This is a genomic window from Vibrio sp. 5S239, from assembly GCF_041439575.1.
Classification (GTDB): domain Bacteria; phylum Pseudomonadota; class Gammaproteobacteria; order Enterobacterales; family Vibrionaceae; genus Vibrio; species Vibrio kanaloae.
The window spans coordinates 262,286-281,176 of sequence record NZ_JBGOOM010000002.1; the positions used below are offsets into that span (position 1 = coordinate 262,286).

Here is an 18,891-nt window from a genome sequence, read left to right on the forward strand (position 1 = left end):
CAATGAAAAAAAACAAAACAGTCACAACTGAAGATATTCTTCTTAAGCTATGCCAATCAGTCTCCAGCGTACTCACTTCAGCGACGGCTTCTCAAGTGTCCTATTCAGCCATGGTTCAAAAAATCAATAAAACAAGTTTGAAACCTGACTTCGGCTGTTTCGTCTTATTTGACGGTGGTTTTTCCGGTCTTGTTGTTATCAATTTTACGTCAAAAGCGGCATTAGAGATCTATGCCAATTATATGCGTAACATGGGGATGCCTGAAGAAGAACTTGCTGTTCTCCATACTTCGGACGAAGTTGGTGATGTATTGGGAGAATTAATGAATCAATTAGTCGGCGACTTTACGAATAAAATCCGTAAAGAACTGCAAACTAACATCACGCAGAACCAACCTAAAATGCTGGCGCTTAACAAGCAAGTTAACCTTTCTGTAGACACCAACCTAGATCGTCCACAAGCGCGCCGTGTAACTTTCTCAACCGAAAAGAACAATATTTTCTATCTTGAATTAGCCATGGATAAGACAGAATTCATCCAATTGGAAGAATTTGAAATCGCTGAGGACGAATGTCCAGATAGCATTCTTGAAACTACTCAGAAAAATATGCAAGGAGCAAACAAATCCACTCAAAGCTCAAGCAACGATTCTGCAGCGGATCTACTCGATGAACTCGGGATCTAATTCCACAAAGCCCTAGTCGTTCTGATAAATAACCTCACTAACGCCATCAATACGCTGATGGCGTTTTTATTTTTCAAAAACAACTTTACCTCTACTTCACAACCAGACCTATAGGTTTATATGTGAGTTTTAACTTTCTGTTACCTGTCAAAACATGTAAAATGTCGGACTTTTAAAAATTTGCGGTAATGATTAAGTAGTCGATGGATAAGAAAAAAGCCCTAAAGAAAATTGCCAAGTGTCTTGAGCTTGGAAATTCTGCGAACGTCAATGAAGCTGCCAATGCGATAAAAATGGCGCACAGCTTGATGCTGAAATATGGTCTCGAAAAAGACGATATTGAATTTATCAAGATGGGAAAAACTCAATCCAGTCATCTGTTACCTGCAAATATCAGCTCTACACTGCTGCGTGTTATTCGTGGTATCAACACCAAATTTGGTGTTGAAGCCGTGTTACTGAATCACAAAGGCCTCAAGCGTGTTGAGTTCATTGGTGAAGCCGATCGCGCTATCTTCGCAGCTTTTGCGTTTGATATTGTTTACCGAGAACTGAATGAGCACACGGGCCAATTTAGAAATAGCTTCGCTGGCTCAGGAACCGGGTCATTAGAGGTTACACGTCGTGTGAACTCGTTTGTTTCAGGTTGGGTTGAAGGAGCGCTTGAGAAGCTACCTACTATTACCCCCGACGATGAATCAAACAACAAGATCAATAACTACATTGATAAAGAATTCAAAAATATCGACCGCGAAACTTTTAAGCAACAACTGAGAGAAGCGATGAAAAACCTCACCGCAGATTATGAAGTTGGCTTGAAGAAAGGTCGTAAATTGTCTGTAAATCGACCAGTTTCCGGTGCTCAGACACCTAAAAAGATCACTAAATCGTAGAGCGGCTTTACATTACCTCAACGTATTGATAAAAACACCAATAGCATTTGCAGAACTATGGTTGTCATTCACATCCATTCGTTTGACAGAGGTACATAATGGAGAAAGTACGTTGAAAAAAATCACTCTAGCCCTGGCGCTTACTGTCGCCTTAACAGGTTGTCAGGCAACGCAACGTCAAAACGCGACAACTGGCGAGTCTGAGACTAACTCAGCAACGCAAGGCGCCCTAATCGGTGCTATCGCAGGAGCCGTTGCGGGAGCTGTTACCGGTGACGATTCTAAAGATCGCCGCAAGCGGGCTTTAATTGGTGCTGCAGGCGGAGCTGCCGTTGGCGGAAGTGTTGGTTACTACTTTGACCAACAAGAAGCCGCACTTCGTGAAGAGCTAATGAACTCAGGAGTTCAAGTACAGCGTGTAGGTGAGAACCAACTTCTACTCCGTCTAGAGAACGGCATCGGTTTTGATTCCAGTTCTTACGCTTTGCAGTCTAGCATTCACAACACGCTGCGCGGCGTCGCTCGCATCTTAGTTGAATACCCAGACACTAGCCTAGTAATTGAAGGTCACACTGACAGCACTGGCAGTGAATCGACTAACCAAATACTTTCCGAGCGTCGCGCAGAATCCGTTCGTTCATTCTTGGTCTCTCAAAATGTAGCGGCAGGTCGTGCTATTGCTCGTGGTAACGGTGAGCGCTACCCTCTTTGTGACAACAAAACCTCTCAAGGTCGTGCTTGTAACCGTCGCGTAGAAATTCAAATCTTGCCACTTAAGTAGCACGATTAAGCCCAGCTCGTCTTTATCTATTGAATTAACCATTATATAGTTGCTTGTCAGTCGTGTTACTTATTCAAAGTAATACGACTAACCAACAATCATAAATGTATTCATATTGAACTATCGACTCTGGGCTTTTTACGAGACTTATCTTTTGCTTACCTTATCCAACTTGCTGCCGTCGTCATTTCTTAGAACTCTATTTCTAGCCCTCATCTTTTCCACTATACAGTTATCAATCACACATTTCGTTTATGCTGAAAGGAGTGGTGAGTTGTTACTAGAATCACAACCTCAAGATCCAGTTTCTCAATACCAGTTAGCTCAAGCTTATGAGTCGGGGATCGACCTCCCTCTTAGCACCAGCGACGCATTTTATTGGTATACGCAATCAGCAGATAATGGCAATTCAGATGCGCAATTTAGATTGGGAGAGTTGTACTTAGCAGGTACAGGCGTAGAACAAAGCAACAAGCTTGCTCTGAAATGGTTAATCAAAGCAGCGCTGCAAGGTAACCAACGAGCGCCAATCGAGATCGCCAAACTCTACGAGTCCTCACTTGAGAAAGCACAACTCCAACCATTAGATGCTGCACTGATATGGTATGAAGCAGCCTTACCAGACAATCCTGACGCACAAGATGGATACAACCGGGTTCTGGAAGCACAATTCAACCAACAACGCGCAAAGCAGATTTCTTCGATTGAGAAGCTCAATGACAGCATCGACTCTGAAATAGACACCAGTCAGGGGTTATCTCAGCAAGTACAATCTAACCAAGCCTCACGCTCTAACCTCTCCAGTTCTAACCAAACGTATTCAGACTATCTGATTGGCACAGCCTTAGCCGTGTTGATTTCAATTATCAGCATCATTGCGACGTTCGTTATCTCAAGAAGAAGACAAGCTCTAAAGTCGGGTGATTCGCGACAGCAACAACAATCATTTGAAGCGCGGCTTAGCTCGAAGGACCTGACGATTAAGCAGCAAAAAAGACAACTGCACGCGATGCTTACTGAACTAAAGAAACAGAAAAATTCAAAGGACATACAAAAAATACAAGTGGCTTGCGCTTTATTCGGATATACATCGAACTCTATTCCTGAACAGAGAAGTGTAAAAACTAGATACAAACAACTATCAAAAATATACCATCCTGACGCTAGCGGGTGCGACGAAGAAATGAAACGCTTGAACAATGCACTAAAAACCCTACTACAAAATGTTACAAAATAGTAAAAAATCACACTTATCAAATTTACAAAGTCACAAATATACCGATTTTATTAGTGTGGCAATCGATCCCCCTCTCAAAAACAGGTAACAAACTATTAACTAATAGGTCTTACTTGTGTCATAATTTGCGCCGAAAATACACCTGGCGTATACAGGTGAGGAGAGAATATGTTCACAATAGAAGGCGTTTGTGATTGGTGCAAAAAGCCAAGCCTAGTAAAAAAGCACGACTACCTAGATGGTAAGTGTCATCATGCATGTAAAGAGTGCAATGATATTGCAACCATTGATGTTCGCCAGTTCAATATTGGTGAAATGGAAATGAGAGCGAAACTCTCCCAAGCGACACTGAGATAAGCAACACCGTGAGATATAAGAAAGCGCCTAAGGCGCTTTTTTTGTATCTGGGGCTTATCTTCTTATCTTCTTATCTTCTTATCTTCTTATCTTCTTATCTTCTATACGGAGGTATACAGTACTTTTATGCAAAAACCACTGTATACACCTGTATGAAACTCACATATTTTTCAACTTATGAGACAAAATAGTAAATTCATTCGAATTTAATTTATTATTTACTTTCATATAGTTAGATGATCACTATCTATTTTTTTGACAAAGATCGTCCAATAATCCCGCAAAAAACGCTTGATCTTATAAGCAATCAAAACTACTGTATACACATACAGCATGTATATAAGGACAGCAAAATGATTCAAGCACACGTTAAAGCACAACACTCTAGCCCGCTAGTTCACTGCGCATTTACATCAGTTTCTCGTAAAAGCAAAAATTCAAACGAGGAAGCGTTGTTTGCAAGAATGGCGTTGCTGTCCAATCAACATCAGTGGTTACTGTTTACCGCTCAAACACCAAGACCATCAGCTAAACAGCTTAAGCAACATAATGTTTGCTGCGACCGCGTTATTCATATGAAAGCCTCTCATCAAATGACTGAGGTAGAAACTGTTGAGAAAGCAATCCGTTCTAAGAATGCTAGCGCGATTGTTGCAAGTGCATCGATTGACCAATTCAGCCAACAGTACCTAAGAACACTAGGGTTACGCTTTCAATGTGAAGTCTTCTTTATGGATGCAAATTCAGAGCGTATTCACTAAACCACCTTGCTTAATAACATTTTGGCTCAAAAACATAGCTCACAAACATAGCTTAATCTTTTAGCTAACAAAGTTAACTTAACAAACATAGCTCCAAAACAAAGTCCAAATATACTGCCTTCCCCCGCCCTACAATTCGCCAATTTTTTAGCGGATTGTTAGGCGGGGGTTTTTATTTAAATAATAGATTTAGCAATCGATTGCTTTTTCTCTGGAAGCAAATAGTAGATTGGGTATAATGCCCGTCTAATCATGTGCACACCGCACTTCTCTGTACGACGTTTGATAAAAAATAGGAATGTCTAAATGAGCCTTGCTGATCAAGTTCTTGCCGTAAATGATGACCTACCAATCCGTACTGATAAACCTGTCCACAGTGGCAAGGTTCGTTCGGTCTACTGGTTAACTGAAGAAGATAGCCAACGACTAATTAAAGAGAAAGGCTACGATGTAGCACCAGATGCGCCTTTAGCAATCATGGTGATCAGTGACCGTATCTCTGCATTTGATTGTATCTGGCGTGGTGAAGGGAATCTTAAAGGTGTTCCAGGTAAGGGAGCGGCTCTGAATGCTATCTCTAACCACTGGTTCAAATTGTTTAAAGACAACGGACTTGCTGACAGTCATATTCTTGATATCCCTCACCCGTTCGTATGGATTGTACAAAAAGCTCGCCCAGTCATGATCGAGGCGATTTGCCGTCAATACATCACAGGTTCAATGTGGCGTGCGTACGCGAACGGCGAACGTGAATTCTGTGGTATCGAGATGCCTGAAGGCCTTGAGAAAGACAAGAAGTTGCCTGAGCTACTGATCACGCCTTCAACAAAAGGAATTCTGAAAGGTATTCCTGGCGTTCCAGAAGCTGACGATGTGAACATCACTCGTAACAACATCGAAGATAACTTTGCAGCCTTCAACTTTACTCAAGCAAGCGACATCGCGCATTACGAAAAACTTCTTAAAGAAGGCTTCAACGTAATCAGCCAAGCGCTAGCAAAAGTAGATCAAACCTTTGTTGATACCAAATTTGAGTTTGGCTACGTCAACGATGCTCAAGGCAAAGAAAAACTTATCTACATGGACGAAGTTGGTACTCCAGATTCATCGCGTATCTGGGATACTCAGGAATACAACAACGGCAACATCGTTGAGAACTCAAAAGAAGGTTTCCGTCAGTTCTTGCTTAACTACTTCCCTGATGCAGACATCTTGTTAAACAAAGAACGTATGCCAGAGCGTGAAGCATTGGCTCGTGATAATGAACTTCCACTTGATTCGCTAATGTCTCTGTCTCGCACTTACCTTGATATCGCAGCGAAAATCACAGGTGCAGAGATCGTACTGAGCGAAAATCCTAAGCAAGAGATCATTGATGTACTGCGCGCTGACTATGGTCTAATCGACTAGTCGCTTAATTGCTTAATCTCAAAATAAAAAGCTAGAACGCTAATAAGCTCGTAGACACAAGTTTTAGATACTAAAAGGGCCTCAATATTGAGGCCCTTTTTACGTGTACGTTCTACTATTCCTGAGAGAGGTTGTAGGCGAACTGAAGTTACAGCCTAATCGTAAACTCTTCTCCAGAATTAACCGCAAGCACTAAATGACTACGCGATTCGATATACTCTATCTGCTCTTCTTCAAGAGAATATGGCATCACAACTTTGAGTTCATTTATTCCTTCTAGCTTGGCAAGCTTGAGCAAAGTGACAATGTTTGACTCATCACTTTTACGCGTAGACATTGATTTCAATGCCATCTGCCATAAGCGATCTTCTGGGCTTGCTAGCTCTTTAATGCTATCGCGCCAGACAGTACTGAATACTGGGGCAATGGTGGTAAGTGCTTCCAGGAAAGTCCATTTTTTACTGCATGAGGCGCCAAGAAATGTTGTGTAATCAAACTCTACACGCGTCTCTTTCTGTTTATCCATGATGTCCCCCGACACTTTGGCAACACAATATACTCAATATCCACCAACTTCTTTTATATAGCAATAGGATATAGAAGAATGGTCTTTTATGACCTTTTGACTGGTTAAAATTGCATATAAAAATCAAGTTTGTAACAAAATACGCACTGATAAATCACATATGCGCCTATTTGATTAATATTTTAGAGATAAAACTTATCTAAGCTATTTTATATCGATAATACGGCTCGCTTTTTTATATTGAATACGCCATCCTGACCATGTTGGTAGTTCCCAACGTTTTGGCGATAACTTACGACCACCCGATTGATAATGCACGTAAATCAGCTTTCTTCCGGGGAAGTATTCAACATCAAGCTGCAAATCAGCAAGGCTCAAAGAAAACGGATATTTTTCTGAAAACTCTGAATAAAGCCAAGTTGGGATGCCTTCAAAGGGAATATCTGACTGTTCGAACATTTCTAGCTCGCTAATGTCAGTAACCCCTAAGACTTCAAGTTGCTCTATAAACCATCCCTCAAAACTCAATTGCTCAATCTCTGGGGTATTGTGTATTTTCTCATCGAGCCCAAGTCTCACGTACAACTGCCAATGCTTGATCTCTTGAGTGCGAAGTTCTGCAAAACCGGGAAGCTGAGCACCGCTGACTACGAGGTCTACGATAGGCTTCAATGACAATTGACCTTCAGCCGCCACGAGTTTAGTCATAATAGGGCGGCCGGCATAGAGCAACGCGACCTCGGTAAAAACGCCATCATCATTCACAACGGTTTCACCTTGCCCCCACTCTCCTAGTTCAGCATCAATGATAAGCTCAAGAGGAATTGGGGCCGTGACCGTCGCTAGGGTCAGTGTTTGCTTAACGCCTCTTCCCGGCAAGCTGTGGGTATCAAGCACCAACATAGCTTGTGCATTATCAGGGAAACGACTCTGACGACCGAGTACCACCTCTAACACTCCATTAGCAAAGGCTTCTTTTCTTTTAAGTCGGCGTACAAACACCAGTTCAGGATGCAGATTTACAATGGTCTTGAGCAGTTCAATGCGTTGGAAACGTGACGCGACTTCTAGCTGAGGAAGTTCAAACACCTCCCGCATTTGCTTAGCCAGTCCTTGTGCTTCATTCAGTGCTTGTTGGTCGATATCTAGATGCGGATAATCACGACCGCGAACAATCTGAATTAACAGGGTTAAATCACACCCTTCTTTTTCTTGCTGAGCCAGCGCTTCAAGATGCTCTGCATTGTTAGGTAATTGGTACAAACGAGCCGGAACAGACAACGCAGCAGTGAGATCCACCATGGCTTCTTTTAGTGCTTTGGTTTTGATTCGAGTAACAATGTCGGCATACAAAGCATCAATCGGCAACGGGTAAAGATTTTTACCGTGCTCAGTAATTTGATGGTCGATATCAATCGCTTCCATTGTCAGTAAGGTTTGGGTCGCACTATTTAGCGACCTCTCAGGAATAAGGTCAAGAAAAGACAAGCTCTCAAGCGAGGTGTCGCAACATGCTGCAGCCAACATAGGTTCAGTCAGCTCTTCACGCTGTAACTCAGGCGGTGTGACTAACTCTAACGCCGCATGCTCTCCATATAGACGAACGCAAACGCCATCCATTACCCTACCCGCGCGGCCAGCTCGCTGTTTGGCACTCGCTCGTGATATGGATTTAAGCATCAGTGTGGTTCTGCCATTACGCTGGACGGTGCGCCTTTCTAATCCTGAATCTATCACCACACCAATGTCAGGAATGGTTAATGACGTTTCTGCAACGTTGGTCGCAAGGATGACCTTTCTCAGGGTATTTCCTTCAACATTGATATTGCGACCCGATAACGCTGAATCTCGCTCTTTATCACTGACCGACGCATGCAATTTAACAACTTGGATATCTGGATTTTTCGCTAAGGCTTGTTCGCATTGCACGATCTCTTTTTTACCCGGCAGAAAAACCAACATATCGCCAGAAGAAGCGATCAGCTGATGATTCACTTCTTCCGCAATACGCTGCTCTAGATGTCGAATATCAGGCAGTGTTCTGGATTCGTTCGCTCGATGCTCTATCTCAACTTGATAAGTTCGCCCTTCACAGCTTATGCGATTCGCATCCAAATAATGAGCAAGGCGTTCCCCCTCAATGGTTGCTGATGTGATCACCAAACGATGACTCGCTTTTTGTTTCAGAATCGCCACCAGCAGATCAATGTCCCAACGTCTCTCGTGAAATTCATCCACCACGATCACATCAAAGTTAGCCAATCCATCTTCTGATAACCAACGCAGCGCGATACCGGGCGTCACAAAAACGACGCTAGTTTGCTCGTTGTATTCCGACTCAAGCTTAATCGCATAGCCCACTTTGCTACCCAACTTCTCGCCCGATTGTTGCACTAAATATTTAGCGAGTGACGTACAAGCGATTCGTCTTGGTTCAACAACCAACACTCGCCCATGCGCTGATGCCCAAACTGGTAAGCGTGTTGATTTACCCGACCCGGTTTCAGCTTCAACAACAAGATGAGAATTAGAGATCTGTTCATGGAAAGTCTTTTGATAAGAATCGATGGGCAGTGATGACATACAGAAGGTAACTAATGAAAAACGGTGAGCAAAGTATAACGAATTATGACGTTAGAATTCGAAAAGTGTGGGACATAATTAAGAATATCATTTTGTTTGCTCAGATCTCGGAGAAACTATTTACAATTGAATAACTAAACCGTTATCATTTTTCAGTTACCCTTTCTCCCATATTAGGCATCCAATGAACAACGATAAACGCCCTCTATATATACCTTATGCTGGTCCTGCTCTACTAAGTACTCCTCTTCTAAACAAAGGCAGCGCATTCTCAGCTCAAGAACGTAGTTCTTTCAACCTTGAAGGCTTGTTACCGGAAACAACCGAAACAATTCAAGAGCAAGTTGAACGTGCTTACAAGCAATATTGCAACTTCGAAAGCGATATGGATAAGCATATCTACCTGCGTAATATCCAAGACACAAATGAAACGCTCTTTTATCGTTTAGTTCAAAACCACATCTCTGAAATGATGCCTATCATTTACACGCCAACAGTTGGCGCAGCATGTGAGAACTTTTCAAATATTTACCGTCGTGGTCGTGGCTTGTTTATCTCATATCCGAACCGCGATCGCATCGATGATCTACTGAATAATGCAACCAACCACAACGTAAAAGTTATCGTGGTAACTGATGGTGAGCGTATTCTTGGTTTGGGAGACCAAGGGATCGGTGGTATGGGTATTCCAATTGGTAAACTCGCACTTTATACAGCTTGTGGCGGCATCAGCCCAGCTTATATGCTACCAATCGTGCTTGATGTTGGTACTAACAACCCTCAACGTCTTGCAGACCCTATGTATATGGGTTGGCGTCACCCTCGTATCACAGGGGCTGATTACGATGCATTCGTTGAAGAGTTCATCCAAGCCGTTCAACGCCGTTGGCCTGATGCATTAGTACAATTCGAAGATTTCGCTCAAAAGAATGCAATGCCATTGCTTGAGCGCTATAAAGACCGCATCTGTTGTTTCAACGATGACATCCAAGGTACAGCAGCCGTCACTGTAGGTTCTCTACTTGCAGCATGTAAAGCCGCAAACAGCAAACTTTCAGAACAGCGTATTACCTTCTTAGGTGCAGGCTCTGCCGGGTGTGGTATCGCTGAAGCGATCATCGCGCAAATGGTATCTGAAGGTATCAGTGATGCTCAGGCTCGTTCTCAAGTGTACATGGTTGATCGTTGGGGCCTGCTACAAGAAGGCATGCAAAACCTACTTGATTTCCAACAACGCTTAGTTCAAACCAATGCGAATACTAAAGGTTGGGAAAGTGATAGCTCAGGCTTCTCACTACTGGATGTTGTTCGTCACGCAAAACCAACCGTTCTTGTTGGCGTATCTGGTGCTCCGGGTCTATTCAGTAAGGAAGTCATCCAAGAGATGAATCTACACTGTGAACGCCCTATTGTGTTCCCACTGTCTAACCCAACTAGCCGTGTTGAAGCAACACCAAACGACATCATTCGTTGGACTGATGGAAAAGCATTGGTAGCAACGGGTAGCCCATTTGAGCCAGTAACTCATAACGGCACAACTTACCCAATTGCTCAGTGTAACAATAGCTACATCTTCCCAGGGATCGGCCTTGGGGTACTTGCTGTGAATGCTTCACGCATCACTGACGAAATGCTAATGGAATCGAGTCGTGCGCTTGCAACGTGCTCTCCACTCGCAATCAATGGTTCAGGTGCTCTACTTCCACCATTGGAAGAGATCCATACCGTATCTAAGAAGATTGCTCTCGCTGTTGGTAAAAAAGCGATTGAACAAGGTGTAGCTCTAGAGATCACCGACGAAGCACTACAACAAGCCATTGACCAACACTTCTGGCAGCCGGTTTACCGTCGCTACAAGCGCACCGCATTCTAATAAAAATTGTTACGCTTCTAATCAAAGCCTCTGTAATCACAGGGGCTTTTTCTTTACACAGTCTTGTCTTTTTAACTGATTTTTCTCATTTTTATTTGGTATTATCGAACACCAAAAATTTAATGTTCAACCAAAGGGCCATACCGAGAGTGAAATTCGATTCTCACGTTTACCGTACCTACTTACTAAAAGCTTACCAAAAACTACAAGGGTTTATGTTTGGCGCCTTCCTCGTATTCTTGGTAAGCTGCGCTGCAATTATTGCTATCGATTATTGGGTTTCATGGCAAGCAGAAGATCGCATCATTTACGATATTGATGAAGTACCTGAGCGCGAAGTTGCGGTTGTCCTCGGCACCAGTAAATATTTAGGTCGAACGCTCAACGATTATTATAAATACCGAATTGAAGCCGCTATCGAGTTGTTCAATCGTGAAAAGGTGAATCAATTTTTACTGAGTGGCGATAACGCTCACCGTTCTTACAATGAACCTTGGACGATGAAACGAGACTTATTGAAAGCCGGTATTCCTGATGAACGAATCAATCTAGATTACGCTGGATTTAGGACATTAGACTCAATTGTTCGTGCAAAAAAAATATTCGACACAGATAACTTCCTGATCATCACTCAAAAGTTTCACTGTGAAAGAGCGCTATTTATCGCTAATTCTTATGATATACACGCAACGTGTTTAGCGGTTTCTGGACCAACTCATCACTCGGGAATGACCATACGCTTACGTGAAGTGTTTGCCCGCACCAAAGCGTTTCTTGACCTATACATTATTGGGACCACACCTAAATTTCTTGGCCCGAAAGAGCCAATTCAACTAAATCCAAAACAAGAATCATCACCTATCCCTCCGCCTATTGCAGGACCAGCAGAGACTGATGTGTAGAAAACTACACATTTTTAATTTGTTACCTCACACTTCCCCACTGTTACACAAAAACACACCAACACTCCTTTATTAACTTAAGTAACATTATCCCAACAAAGCCCACCCCTACATCAAGTCAATGCATTAGCACTGTATAGCTTGAAACAAGATAATTCGAAAACTATATACCTCGAAAAAATAAGAAGCATCGCTCTTTGGGTCAGGTGCACCAATAAAACGAGGATAAACAAAAGGAGCGCCTTATGACGGCACTTGTTACTACGCTGAAACACTGGCTGTTTACACGCAACAGCATGATCTTAATTGGTAATTTCTCGCTATTTGCGTTATTGCTCAACACCTTGCCTTTCGAAGCTCAAGTGAATACAGGTCTAAGTATTCTCGTATTTGTCGCGATTTTATGGTTAACCGAAGCCATTCACGTCAGCATCACAGCTTTGCTCATTCCACTTTTGGCTGTCTTGTTTGGTGTTTTCAACACATCGGCTGCATTGTCTAACTTTTCCAACCCGATCATCTTTCTGTTTATGGGGGGGTTTGCTCTTGCGGCGGCACTCAACAAACAAGAACTAGATAAAGCGATTGCTGACAAGGTGCTGCTAATAGCAAAGGGGAAAATGTCTGTCGCCGTCTTCATGTTATTTGGCGTAAGTGCTGGGTTATCAATGTGGATCTCAAACACAGCCACCACTGCAATGATGCTTCCCCTTGTTCTTGGCATCATGAATAAAGTTGACCAAAGTGAAGACCGTAATACGTATGTGTTCGTGCTTCTGGGTATCGCCTATTGCGCATCCATTGGTGGTATTGCAACTTTAGTCGGCAGTCCTCCAAATGCAATCGCAGCAGCGGAAGTTGGCTTGAGTTTTACTGAGTGGATGGAACTGGGTCTGCCGATCTCAATGATCTTGCTCCCAATCGCGATGATCATCCTATATGTAATGACTAAACCTAAGCTAAACCACAAGTTCGAGTTAGACCACGCTCCTGTAGAGTGGACTAATAGTAAGAAAATTACTCTATCAATTTTCCTCTTAACCGTTACGCTTTGGATATTTGGGAAACCAATCAACGCAATGATCGGTGGGTTCTCTAAATTTGATAGCTTAGTTGCAATTGGCGCGATTGTACTGCTTGGTGCTTCTAGAGTTGTTGAGTGGAAAGATGTCGAAAAATCAACGGACTGGGGGGTACTTATTCTGTTCGGCGGTGGTATCTGCTTAAGCAATGTTCTTAAAGAGACTGGCACCAGTGTCTTCTTAGCACACTCACTCAGTGGCTTCTTGGAAACGGCTGGCGTGCTTCTCACAATTCTTGCTGTAGTTGCTTTTGTTGTATTCCTGACTGAATTTGCGAGTAACACCGCAAGTGCCGCACTGCTTGTCCCTTTATTTGCAACTATTGCTGAAGCTCTTGGTATGTCACCAGTTATCTTATCAGCGTTGATTGCCGTTGCTGCGTCTTGTGCCTTCATGTTACCAGTCGCAACACCGCCTAACGCAATCGTATTTGGCTCAGGACATATCAAACAAAAAGAGATGATGCGAATCGGTATGGTATTAAACCTAGTTTGTATCTTAGTACTTACATTATTCGCTTGGATTTTCTGGTAAATACTCAATGCTTAAAGAGTAGGCCTGATAGGTCAATACTTATAGAAATGCTCTAAAAATTGGTTGCAGTTCCCCCGGCTCACCAATATAAAAAAAATGCCACACGTTACATATGTACGTGTGGCTTATCAACTAACTAAAACAATTTTCAGATTAGTGACTCAAGATCACCTGATTTCGCCCCGAATGTTTCGCTTGATACAAAGCCTCATCTGCACGAGCAATCGTCTCCGACCCCTTTTCTTGCTTCATTTCCGCAACGCCAATACTGCAAGTCAGAGGATCACCATGCACCCAAAGGTGCTGACTAACCAAAAATCGGACTTTCTCAGCCTTCCTCTGTGCTTCATCAGCATCAGTATCAGGACAGAAAACGATGAATTCCTCACCGCCCCATCTCACTAGCTTATCAGTGTCACATATCGAACTACCGACCACCATTCCGAACTCTCGTAAAACATGATCCCCCATTTGATGTCCGTATTTATCATTCACACTCTTAAAGTAGTCCAGATCGAGGTACAAGATACTCAACTTTCCGTGGCCTCGCTTAACGTGTTGAGACTGCATTTTCAGCCACTCACGAATGGCATGCCGATTTAAGGTCCCAGTCAATTCATCACGATGAGCTAATTCTGAAAACTCGAAATTCTGATCTCGAAGCGCTTGGTTAAGACTTTTAAGATGAAGGTGTCTTTTCTCCACTATCAACATACGCTTTCTTGAACGATGCAGTTCTGAAACTAAAAATGCCGTACCAGTACAAACCCAAATAAAAAGCAGAATCATAAATAGGCTCTCTGTTGAAATAGACGAACCTTCAAATTCAATGCTGCGTATCACGATTCGATGATGGCCGATTTTCGCTCCAGAACCCGTCGCAAACTCAACCATGTTAACGTTCGAATACTCTGGTAAGGAATGCTCAAGATCAATATTGTTATCGGAAAGCCACCATGTCATGACTTGTAGGTTGTTGATGGGAATTTCAATAACTCCACCATCCACGCCAGGCGAAAATTCCATTCCGTTGTACTTATGCGTGTACTCGTCATCAGGAACAGAGTAAGCCGGATTATAATTTCTCAAATACGTTCTTAAACGAGCACTAGAACCTTCGTCTGTGTGATAATCAATATTCACTCTAAAGGTATGGTACTGGGAAAGATCAAGGCCAACGGTGATGTCTGGGTTGATACGAATCGATAGGCCGCAATATGGCCAAGGGTACTCCGACACCTTCAGTTCACAATCGAGGATGTATTGCTTGTCTTCAAATGAGATTTTAGAGGTACTAACGCCCATGTGGATTTGATCACTGGTCGCGATAAATTCGTATTTTTCAGGGGTAATAGAAGTGATTAAACGATTTCCGTTCACTCGGTAATATTGCATAATCGCAAGTGTCGCAATAACTAAAAAGATGACTATTTTATGGATCCACTTCACTTCTAAGTTTCCGGCTTACTGCTTCTAAAATATAAAACTAATGGTATAAGAATTCAGAAGACCATTAATTTTGCGACAATTTATAACTAATAGTTCATCTACAAACGTTATATCACGCGTGAACAAAATGTCATACTATAATTTATAAATGGAATTTTCTATCAGTTACCCACCATGATAATCAAATAATCTTACGTATAAAAACGGACTCTATTTGTTATACTCAGCGCATAATCATCGTAAACCGTGGCGCCTGCTTACAGAGCGTCCGAGTCGACGAAATAATAATCAAAATACAACGAGTAATGTCATGTCTTTATTAGCAAAAGGAACACTCAAGAAGATGAGTGCTTCGCTCGATGGTGCGGTGACCTACCGTCTACCTGTCGGTGAAGAGTTTGTAGAGCTAAACCCTCTGATTGGTAAAACCATTAATCTCACTCACACGGGTAATATTTTTTGCTGTTCGTGTGGTAAGAAAACCAAAAAAAGCTATTCTCAAGGCCACTGCTTCGTCTGCATGAAAAAGCTTGCTAGCTGTGATATGTGTATTATGAAACCAGAGACGTGCCACTATGACCAAGGAACGTGCCGTGAACCTGAATGGGGCGAAGCAAACTGCATGGTTGATCACTTCGTCTATCTTTCGAACACTTCAAGCCTTAAGGTTGGTATCACTCGTCATACTCAGATCCCCACTCGCTGGATCGATCAAGGTGCCACTCAAGGCTTACCAATCTTGAAAGTGAAAACACGTCAGATTTCTGGCCTGATCGAAGTTGAGTTAGCAAAACACATTGCCGACAAAACCAACTGGCGCACATTGCTAAAAGGCGACGGTGACGATATGGAGTTGCTAGAAAAAGCCAAAGAACTCTTGCCATTAGTTGAGGATACAATCCAAGAGATCAAAGCTAAGTTTGGTGACGATGCTATCGAGATTCTGAGCGAAAACATCACTTCACTGAGCTACCCAGTTGAGCAACACCCAGTGAAGATTGTATCGCACAACTTTGATAAAAATCCTGAGGTGACAGGTGTACTTCAAGGCATTAAAGGCCAATACCTAATCCTAGATACGGGCGTGATTAACATCCGTAAATTTGGCTCTTACGAAGTGGAAGTATCAGCTTAATCATTTGCTAACACGAGACGAAGTCTTTCTTAACTTTAGCTCTCAGTAAATTAAGTGTTGAACAACTCACAACCAGTACATGCACAGTCAGTGTGGCTATTGTTAAATCAATAAGCTCAATGAAATAAAAAGAGCATACTCCCTACTCATTACTATTGAGGCAAGTATGCTCTTTTCTAATTCGATAACGGCCAAGGTATTAGTTACTTCTTGCTAGTTACTTCGCAAGATCCCTTCAAGCACATTGAACAGCAAGTCGATCTCTTCAATCGAGTTGTAATGCATACAACCAATACGTACCACGCCCTGCTCTTCGATACCCAACTGCTTCACCAAACCTAGAGCATAGAAGTGTCCATTCCACACACAGATATTATGCTCCCCCAGCTTCTTAGCAATAAACTCTGGAGAGTGGTTATCAAAGGTGATTGCGAACGTTGGGGTTCTTAGGTTCGAATCAAACTCTGTCTTACCATAGAGTTTTGCCCCTTCCAGATCGGACAAACGTTTTAGGAAGTACTCACTAAGCTTGCTTTCATGCTTACTATACAGCGCATAACTTTGCTCTAAACGAGAACGTAATGAATCGGCTGGATCACCTAACTGCGCCAAGTAATCCACCGCCGCAATCACACCCGCAAGGCCTTCAAAGCTTTGCGTACCTGTTTCAAAACGGCCTGGGCCAATGTTTGTCGCTGGCTCTACCTTGTAAGGCTTTAAAGTATGTAGCCATTGAGGTGAAATATAAGCAATGCCAACATGCGGGCCGAAGAATTTATAAGCTGAACATGCCAAGAAATCACAATTCAGCTGCTGAACATCGATCAAATGATGTGGAGCGTAATGCACGGCATCGACATAAACCTGCGCACCATGCTGATGTGCAAGTTCGATAACTTTCGCCATGTCGACAATCGAGCCCGTCGTGTTCGAAGCAAACGTCACCGCGACAAGCTTGGTTTTCTCATTCAGCAGCGACTCAAAGTGCGCCATATCCAAACTGCAATCTGACTCATCCACACGAACTTGGCGAACAATAGCGCCTTTGTCGTCTGCCGCTTGCTGCCAGCTCGATACATTAGAATAATGGTCTAACGCCGTGACGATAACTTCATCGCCTTCTTGCCAATCGCGACTGATCGCTCGACTAAGTTGGAAGGTCAGAGATGTCATGTTCGCGCCGAACACAACATTGCCTGAAGATTCAGTGTTGAGTAGCGCTTGTACCGCTTCTCTCGCTTGCTGCATTAAGCCTGTCGTCTTTTGGCTCGAAAAATAGTGACCGCCTAGGTTTGAATTAAAGTGCCCAAGATATTCCGTCATTGATGCTAAGACATTTTCAGGAACCTGAGAGCCCCCCGGCCCATCAAAAAAGGTCACAGGCTTACCGTTATGGTATTGGCCTAGCGCGCTAAACTGCTGGCGCACATCGTTAAGAGTGAAGGACATTGCGCGCATCCTTAGCCGTAAGAACAAACACATCCATATAGCCCATCTCATCGTGGTCTATGGTACGAATTGGTTGTGCATTATGCCAAAGCTTACTGTCAGCCAGCATTGCCACTTCACCATCGCCTAATACTTTTCTAAAGAATGGCGCTTCATGTGAGTCTTGATACAGCATGATTTCACCGCCCACAATATTATGTCGGTTCACACCGATTAAGGCGATATGATCAAAACCATCTTGGTGAACACCTTCCGGAGCGACCTGAGTTTCTTCAAAGATAGCGGCAATACGGATCTGATGAATTTCGATTTCTTGCCCGTCTTCAAGCCCATTAGTTTCAATAAACAGTTCACACATCTCTTGCATGCCTTCACTGCTTATAATTTTCGCTTCAATCGGCTCAAACTGGCGAACAACATCACCTTGAAAATGGTTAATATCTTCAGACTGAACAAAGTTATGTTTGTTTAGTTCAACGACCTGTCCGTTACGGAATTGAACCACTGAGTACCTTCTCAATCGAAACTGACCATCTGCATGCTCCGTACTTGGAAGCTTGGAGAATGAAGGTGATAGCTCCTCAACCGCGTGGTTACTGAGACGGGTAATATGTAGGGTATTTTCGTGAGCATGTAACATCATCGACTCCTTAATGATTGTTAATCCACATTCGGCATTTAACGTTTTATTTACATAAAGGATACTTGAAGATCTTGCCAAATCAACAATAAACAATCATTTATCCCGTCAAATTCAATAATTAAGATGCTAAAACCAAATTCACAACAAAAGGCAGTGTATAACACCAGAATAAAAGATGACCAACTCTTAAAACTAGCACACTCCACTAGCCAGTTAAAAACACCTTAAATTTTTTATATAGCGATATTATTAACTATCCTAATAAATTTCACACTCTATCAACCCTTTCTCTTCAATATGCCAGCCTCCTTACATAAGCTCAGCCCTCACTATCGCCATCATTCATTTCTATATTTTTGCACAGTAAAATACGACCTACCTATCAGATGCCAAGCTACTGATGACTTAGCCAACAAAATCAAGCTGGTTAATTTGCGAGTAACCCAAAATTCACAAGCCTTTTCTTGCGCGTCTGGACAGGTCGAGTTCGGGGGGAACTCGGCCGCCCTCAATTGATTTTCTTTCTTTTAAGGCAGCGAGTTAATTGCTCTTTCAGTATCGAAGATGTTTGAAGTGGGATATTGTGGAGG

At 42.7% G+C, this 18,891-nt stretch carries 16 protein-coding genes; 11 read left to right on the forward strand and 5 right to left on the reverse strand.

The features are described from left to right. Positions 1–2 precede the first annotated feature (2 nt). From ACED48_RS03245 to ACED48_RS03275, 7 genes are all read left to right on the forward strand, one after another. Positions 3–686 carry a DUF3334 family protein gene (locus ACED48_RS03245; RefSeq protein ID WP_017055182.1) on the forward strand — a complete coding sequence of 228 codons (684 nt, stop codon included), beginning with the start codon at positions 3–5 and terminating at the stop codon, positions 684–686. A gap of 203 nt (positions 687–889) precedes the next feature. Then, on the forward strand, positions 890–1,579 hold the full coding sequence (locus ACED48_RS03250; RefSeq protein WP_017055181.1) for a DUF2786 domain-containing protein: 690 nt from the start codon (positions 890–892) through the stop codon (positions 1,577–1,579). Positions 1,580–1,691: 112 nt separating this feature from the next. Further along, positions 1,692–2,360: an OmpA family protein gene (locus tag ACED48_RS03255; RefSeq protein WP_017055180.1), complete on the forward strand. Its 669-nt coding sequence runs from the start codon at positions 1,692–1,694 to the stop codon at positions 2,358–2,360. Between the two features lie 154 nt (positions 2,361–2,514). Continuing rightward, the gene (locus ACED48_RS03260) at positions 2,515–3,597 is read left to right on the forward strand and encodes a J domain-containing protein (RefSeq protein ID WP_029626797.1); all 1,083 of its coding nucleotides are present in this window, start codon (positions 2,515–2,517) and stop codon (positions 3,595–3,597) included. A gap of 168 nt (positions 3,598–3,765) precedes the next feature. Beyond that, positions 3,766–3,954 (forward strand): hypothetical protein, encoded by a 189-nt coding sequence (locus ACED48_RS03265; RefSeq protein ID WP_004733419.1) that lies wholly within the window; start codon positions 3,766–3,768, stop codon positions 3,952–3,954. Positions 3,955–4,307: 353 nt separating this feature from the next. Beyond that, entirely contained in the window at positions 4,308–4,715 is a 408-nt protein-coding gene (locus ACED48_RS03270) for a SulA-like leucine-rich domain-containing protein (protein ID WP_017055178.1), read from the forward strand. A gap of 306 nt (positions 4,716–5,021) precedes the next feature. Further along, positions 5,022–6,125 (forward strand): phosphoribosylaminoimidazolesuccinocarboxamide synthase, encoded by a 1,104-nt coding sequence (locus ACED48_RS03275; protein ID WP_017055177.1) that lies wholly within the window; start codon positions 5,022–5,024, stop codon positions 6,123–6,125. A gap of 148 nt (positions 6,126–6,273) precedes the next feature. Here ACED48_RS03275 and ACED48_RS03280 read toward each other — a convergent pair whose 3' ends face one another. Together ACED48_RS03280 and ACED48_RS03285 are read right to left on the reverse strand one after the other, a co-directional pair. Then, a complete protein-coding gene (locus ACED48_RS03280; RefSeq protein WP_017055176.1) occupies positions 6,274–6,651 on the reverse strand; it encodes a hypothetical protein in 378 nt (125 codons plus the stop codon). 204 nt (positions 6,652–6,855) lie between these two features. Continuing rightward, entirely contained in the window at positions 6,856–9,234 is a 2,379-nt protein-coding gene (locus ACED48_RS03285) for a helicase-related protein (RefSeq protein ID WP_017055175.1), read from the reverse strand. Between the two features lie 184 nt (positions 9,235–9,418). Between ACED48_RS03285 and ACED48_RS03290 the strand changes: the two genes are divergently transcribed. The 3 genes from ACED48_RS03290 to ACED48_RS03300 all read left to right on the forward strand — a co-directional run bounded on the left by ACED48_RS03290 (position 9,419) and on the right by ACED48_RS03300 (position 13,625). Continuing rightward, a complete protein-coding gene (locus ACED48_RS03290; protein ID WP_017055173.1) occupies positions 9,419–11,107 on the forward strand; it encodes an NAD-dependent malic enzyme in 1,689 nt (562 codons plus the stop codon). Positions 11,108–11,256: 149 nt separating this feature from the next. After that, positions 11,257–12,009: a vancomycin high temperature exclusion protein gene (locus ACED48_RS03295; protein WP_017055172.1), complete on the forward strand. Its 753-nt coding sequence runs from the start codon at positions 11,257–11,259 to the stop codon at positions 12,007–12,009. 245 nt (positions 12,010–12,254) lie between these two features. Then, positions 12,255–13,625, forward strand: a complete 1,371-nt coding sequence (locus tag ACED48_RS03300) for a DASS family sodium-coupled anion symporter (RefSeq protein ID WP_017055171.1) — start codon at positions 12,255–12,257, stop codon at positions 13,623–13,625. Between the two features lie 153 nt (positions 13,626–13,778). On the opposite strand, the gene ACED48_RS03305 is transcribed toward ACED48_RS03300, so the two are convergent. Then, positions 13,779–15,074 carry a GGDEF domain-containing protein gene (locus ACED48_RS03305; protein WP_017055170.1) on the reverse strand — a complete coding sequence of 432 codons (1,296 nt, stop codon included), beginning with the start codon at positions 15,072–15,074 and terminating at the stop codon, positions 13,779–13,781. Between the two features lie 310 nt (positions 15,075–15,384). Between ACED48_RS03305 and ACED48_RS03310 the strand changes: the two genes are divergently transcribed. Further along, the gene (locus ACED48_RS03310; RefSeq protein WP_017055169.1) at positions 15,385–16,209 is read left to right on the forward strand and encodes a DUF2797 domain-containing protein; all 825 of its coding nucleotides are present in this window, start codon (positions 15,385–15,387) and stop codon (positions 16,207–16,209) included. A 213-nt stretch (positions 16,210–16,422) separates the two neighbouring features. Here the strand turns inward: ACED48_RS03310 and ACED48_RS03315 are convergent, their stop codons facing one another. Beyond that, complete coding sequence (locus tag ACED48_RS03315; protein WP_017055168.1) at positions 16,423–17,658, reverse strand: cysteine desulfurase-like protein; 1,236 nt, start codon at positions 17,656–17,658, stop codon at positions 16,423–16,425. Next, complete coding sequence (locus ACED48_RS03320) at positions 17,642–18,301, reverse strand: 2OG-Fe dioxygenase family protein (protein ID WP_029626794.1); 660 nt, start codon at positions 18,299–18,301, stop codon at positions 17,642–17,644. Before ACED48_RS03320 ends, ACED48_RS03315 begins: the two co-directional genes overlap by 17 nt. Positions 18,302–18,891 lie beyond the last annotated feature (590 nt).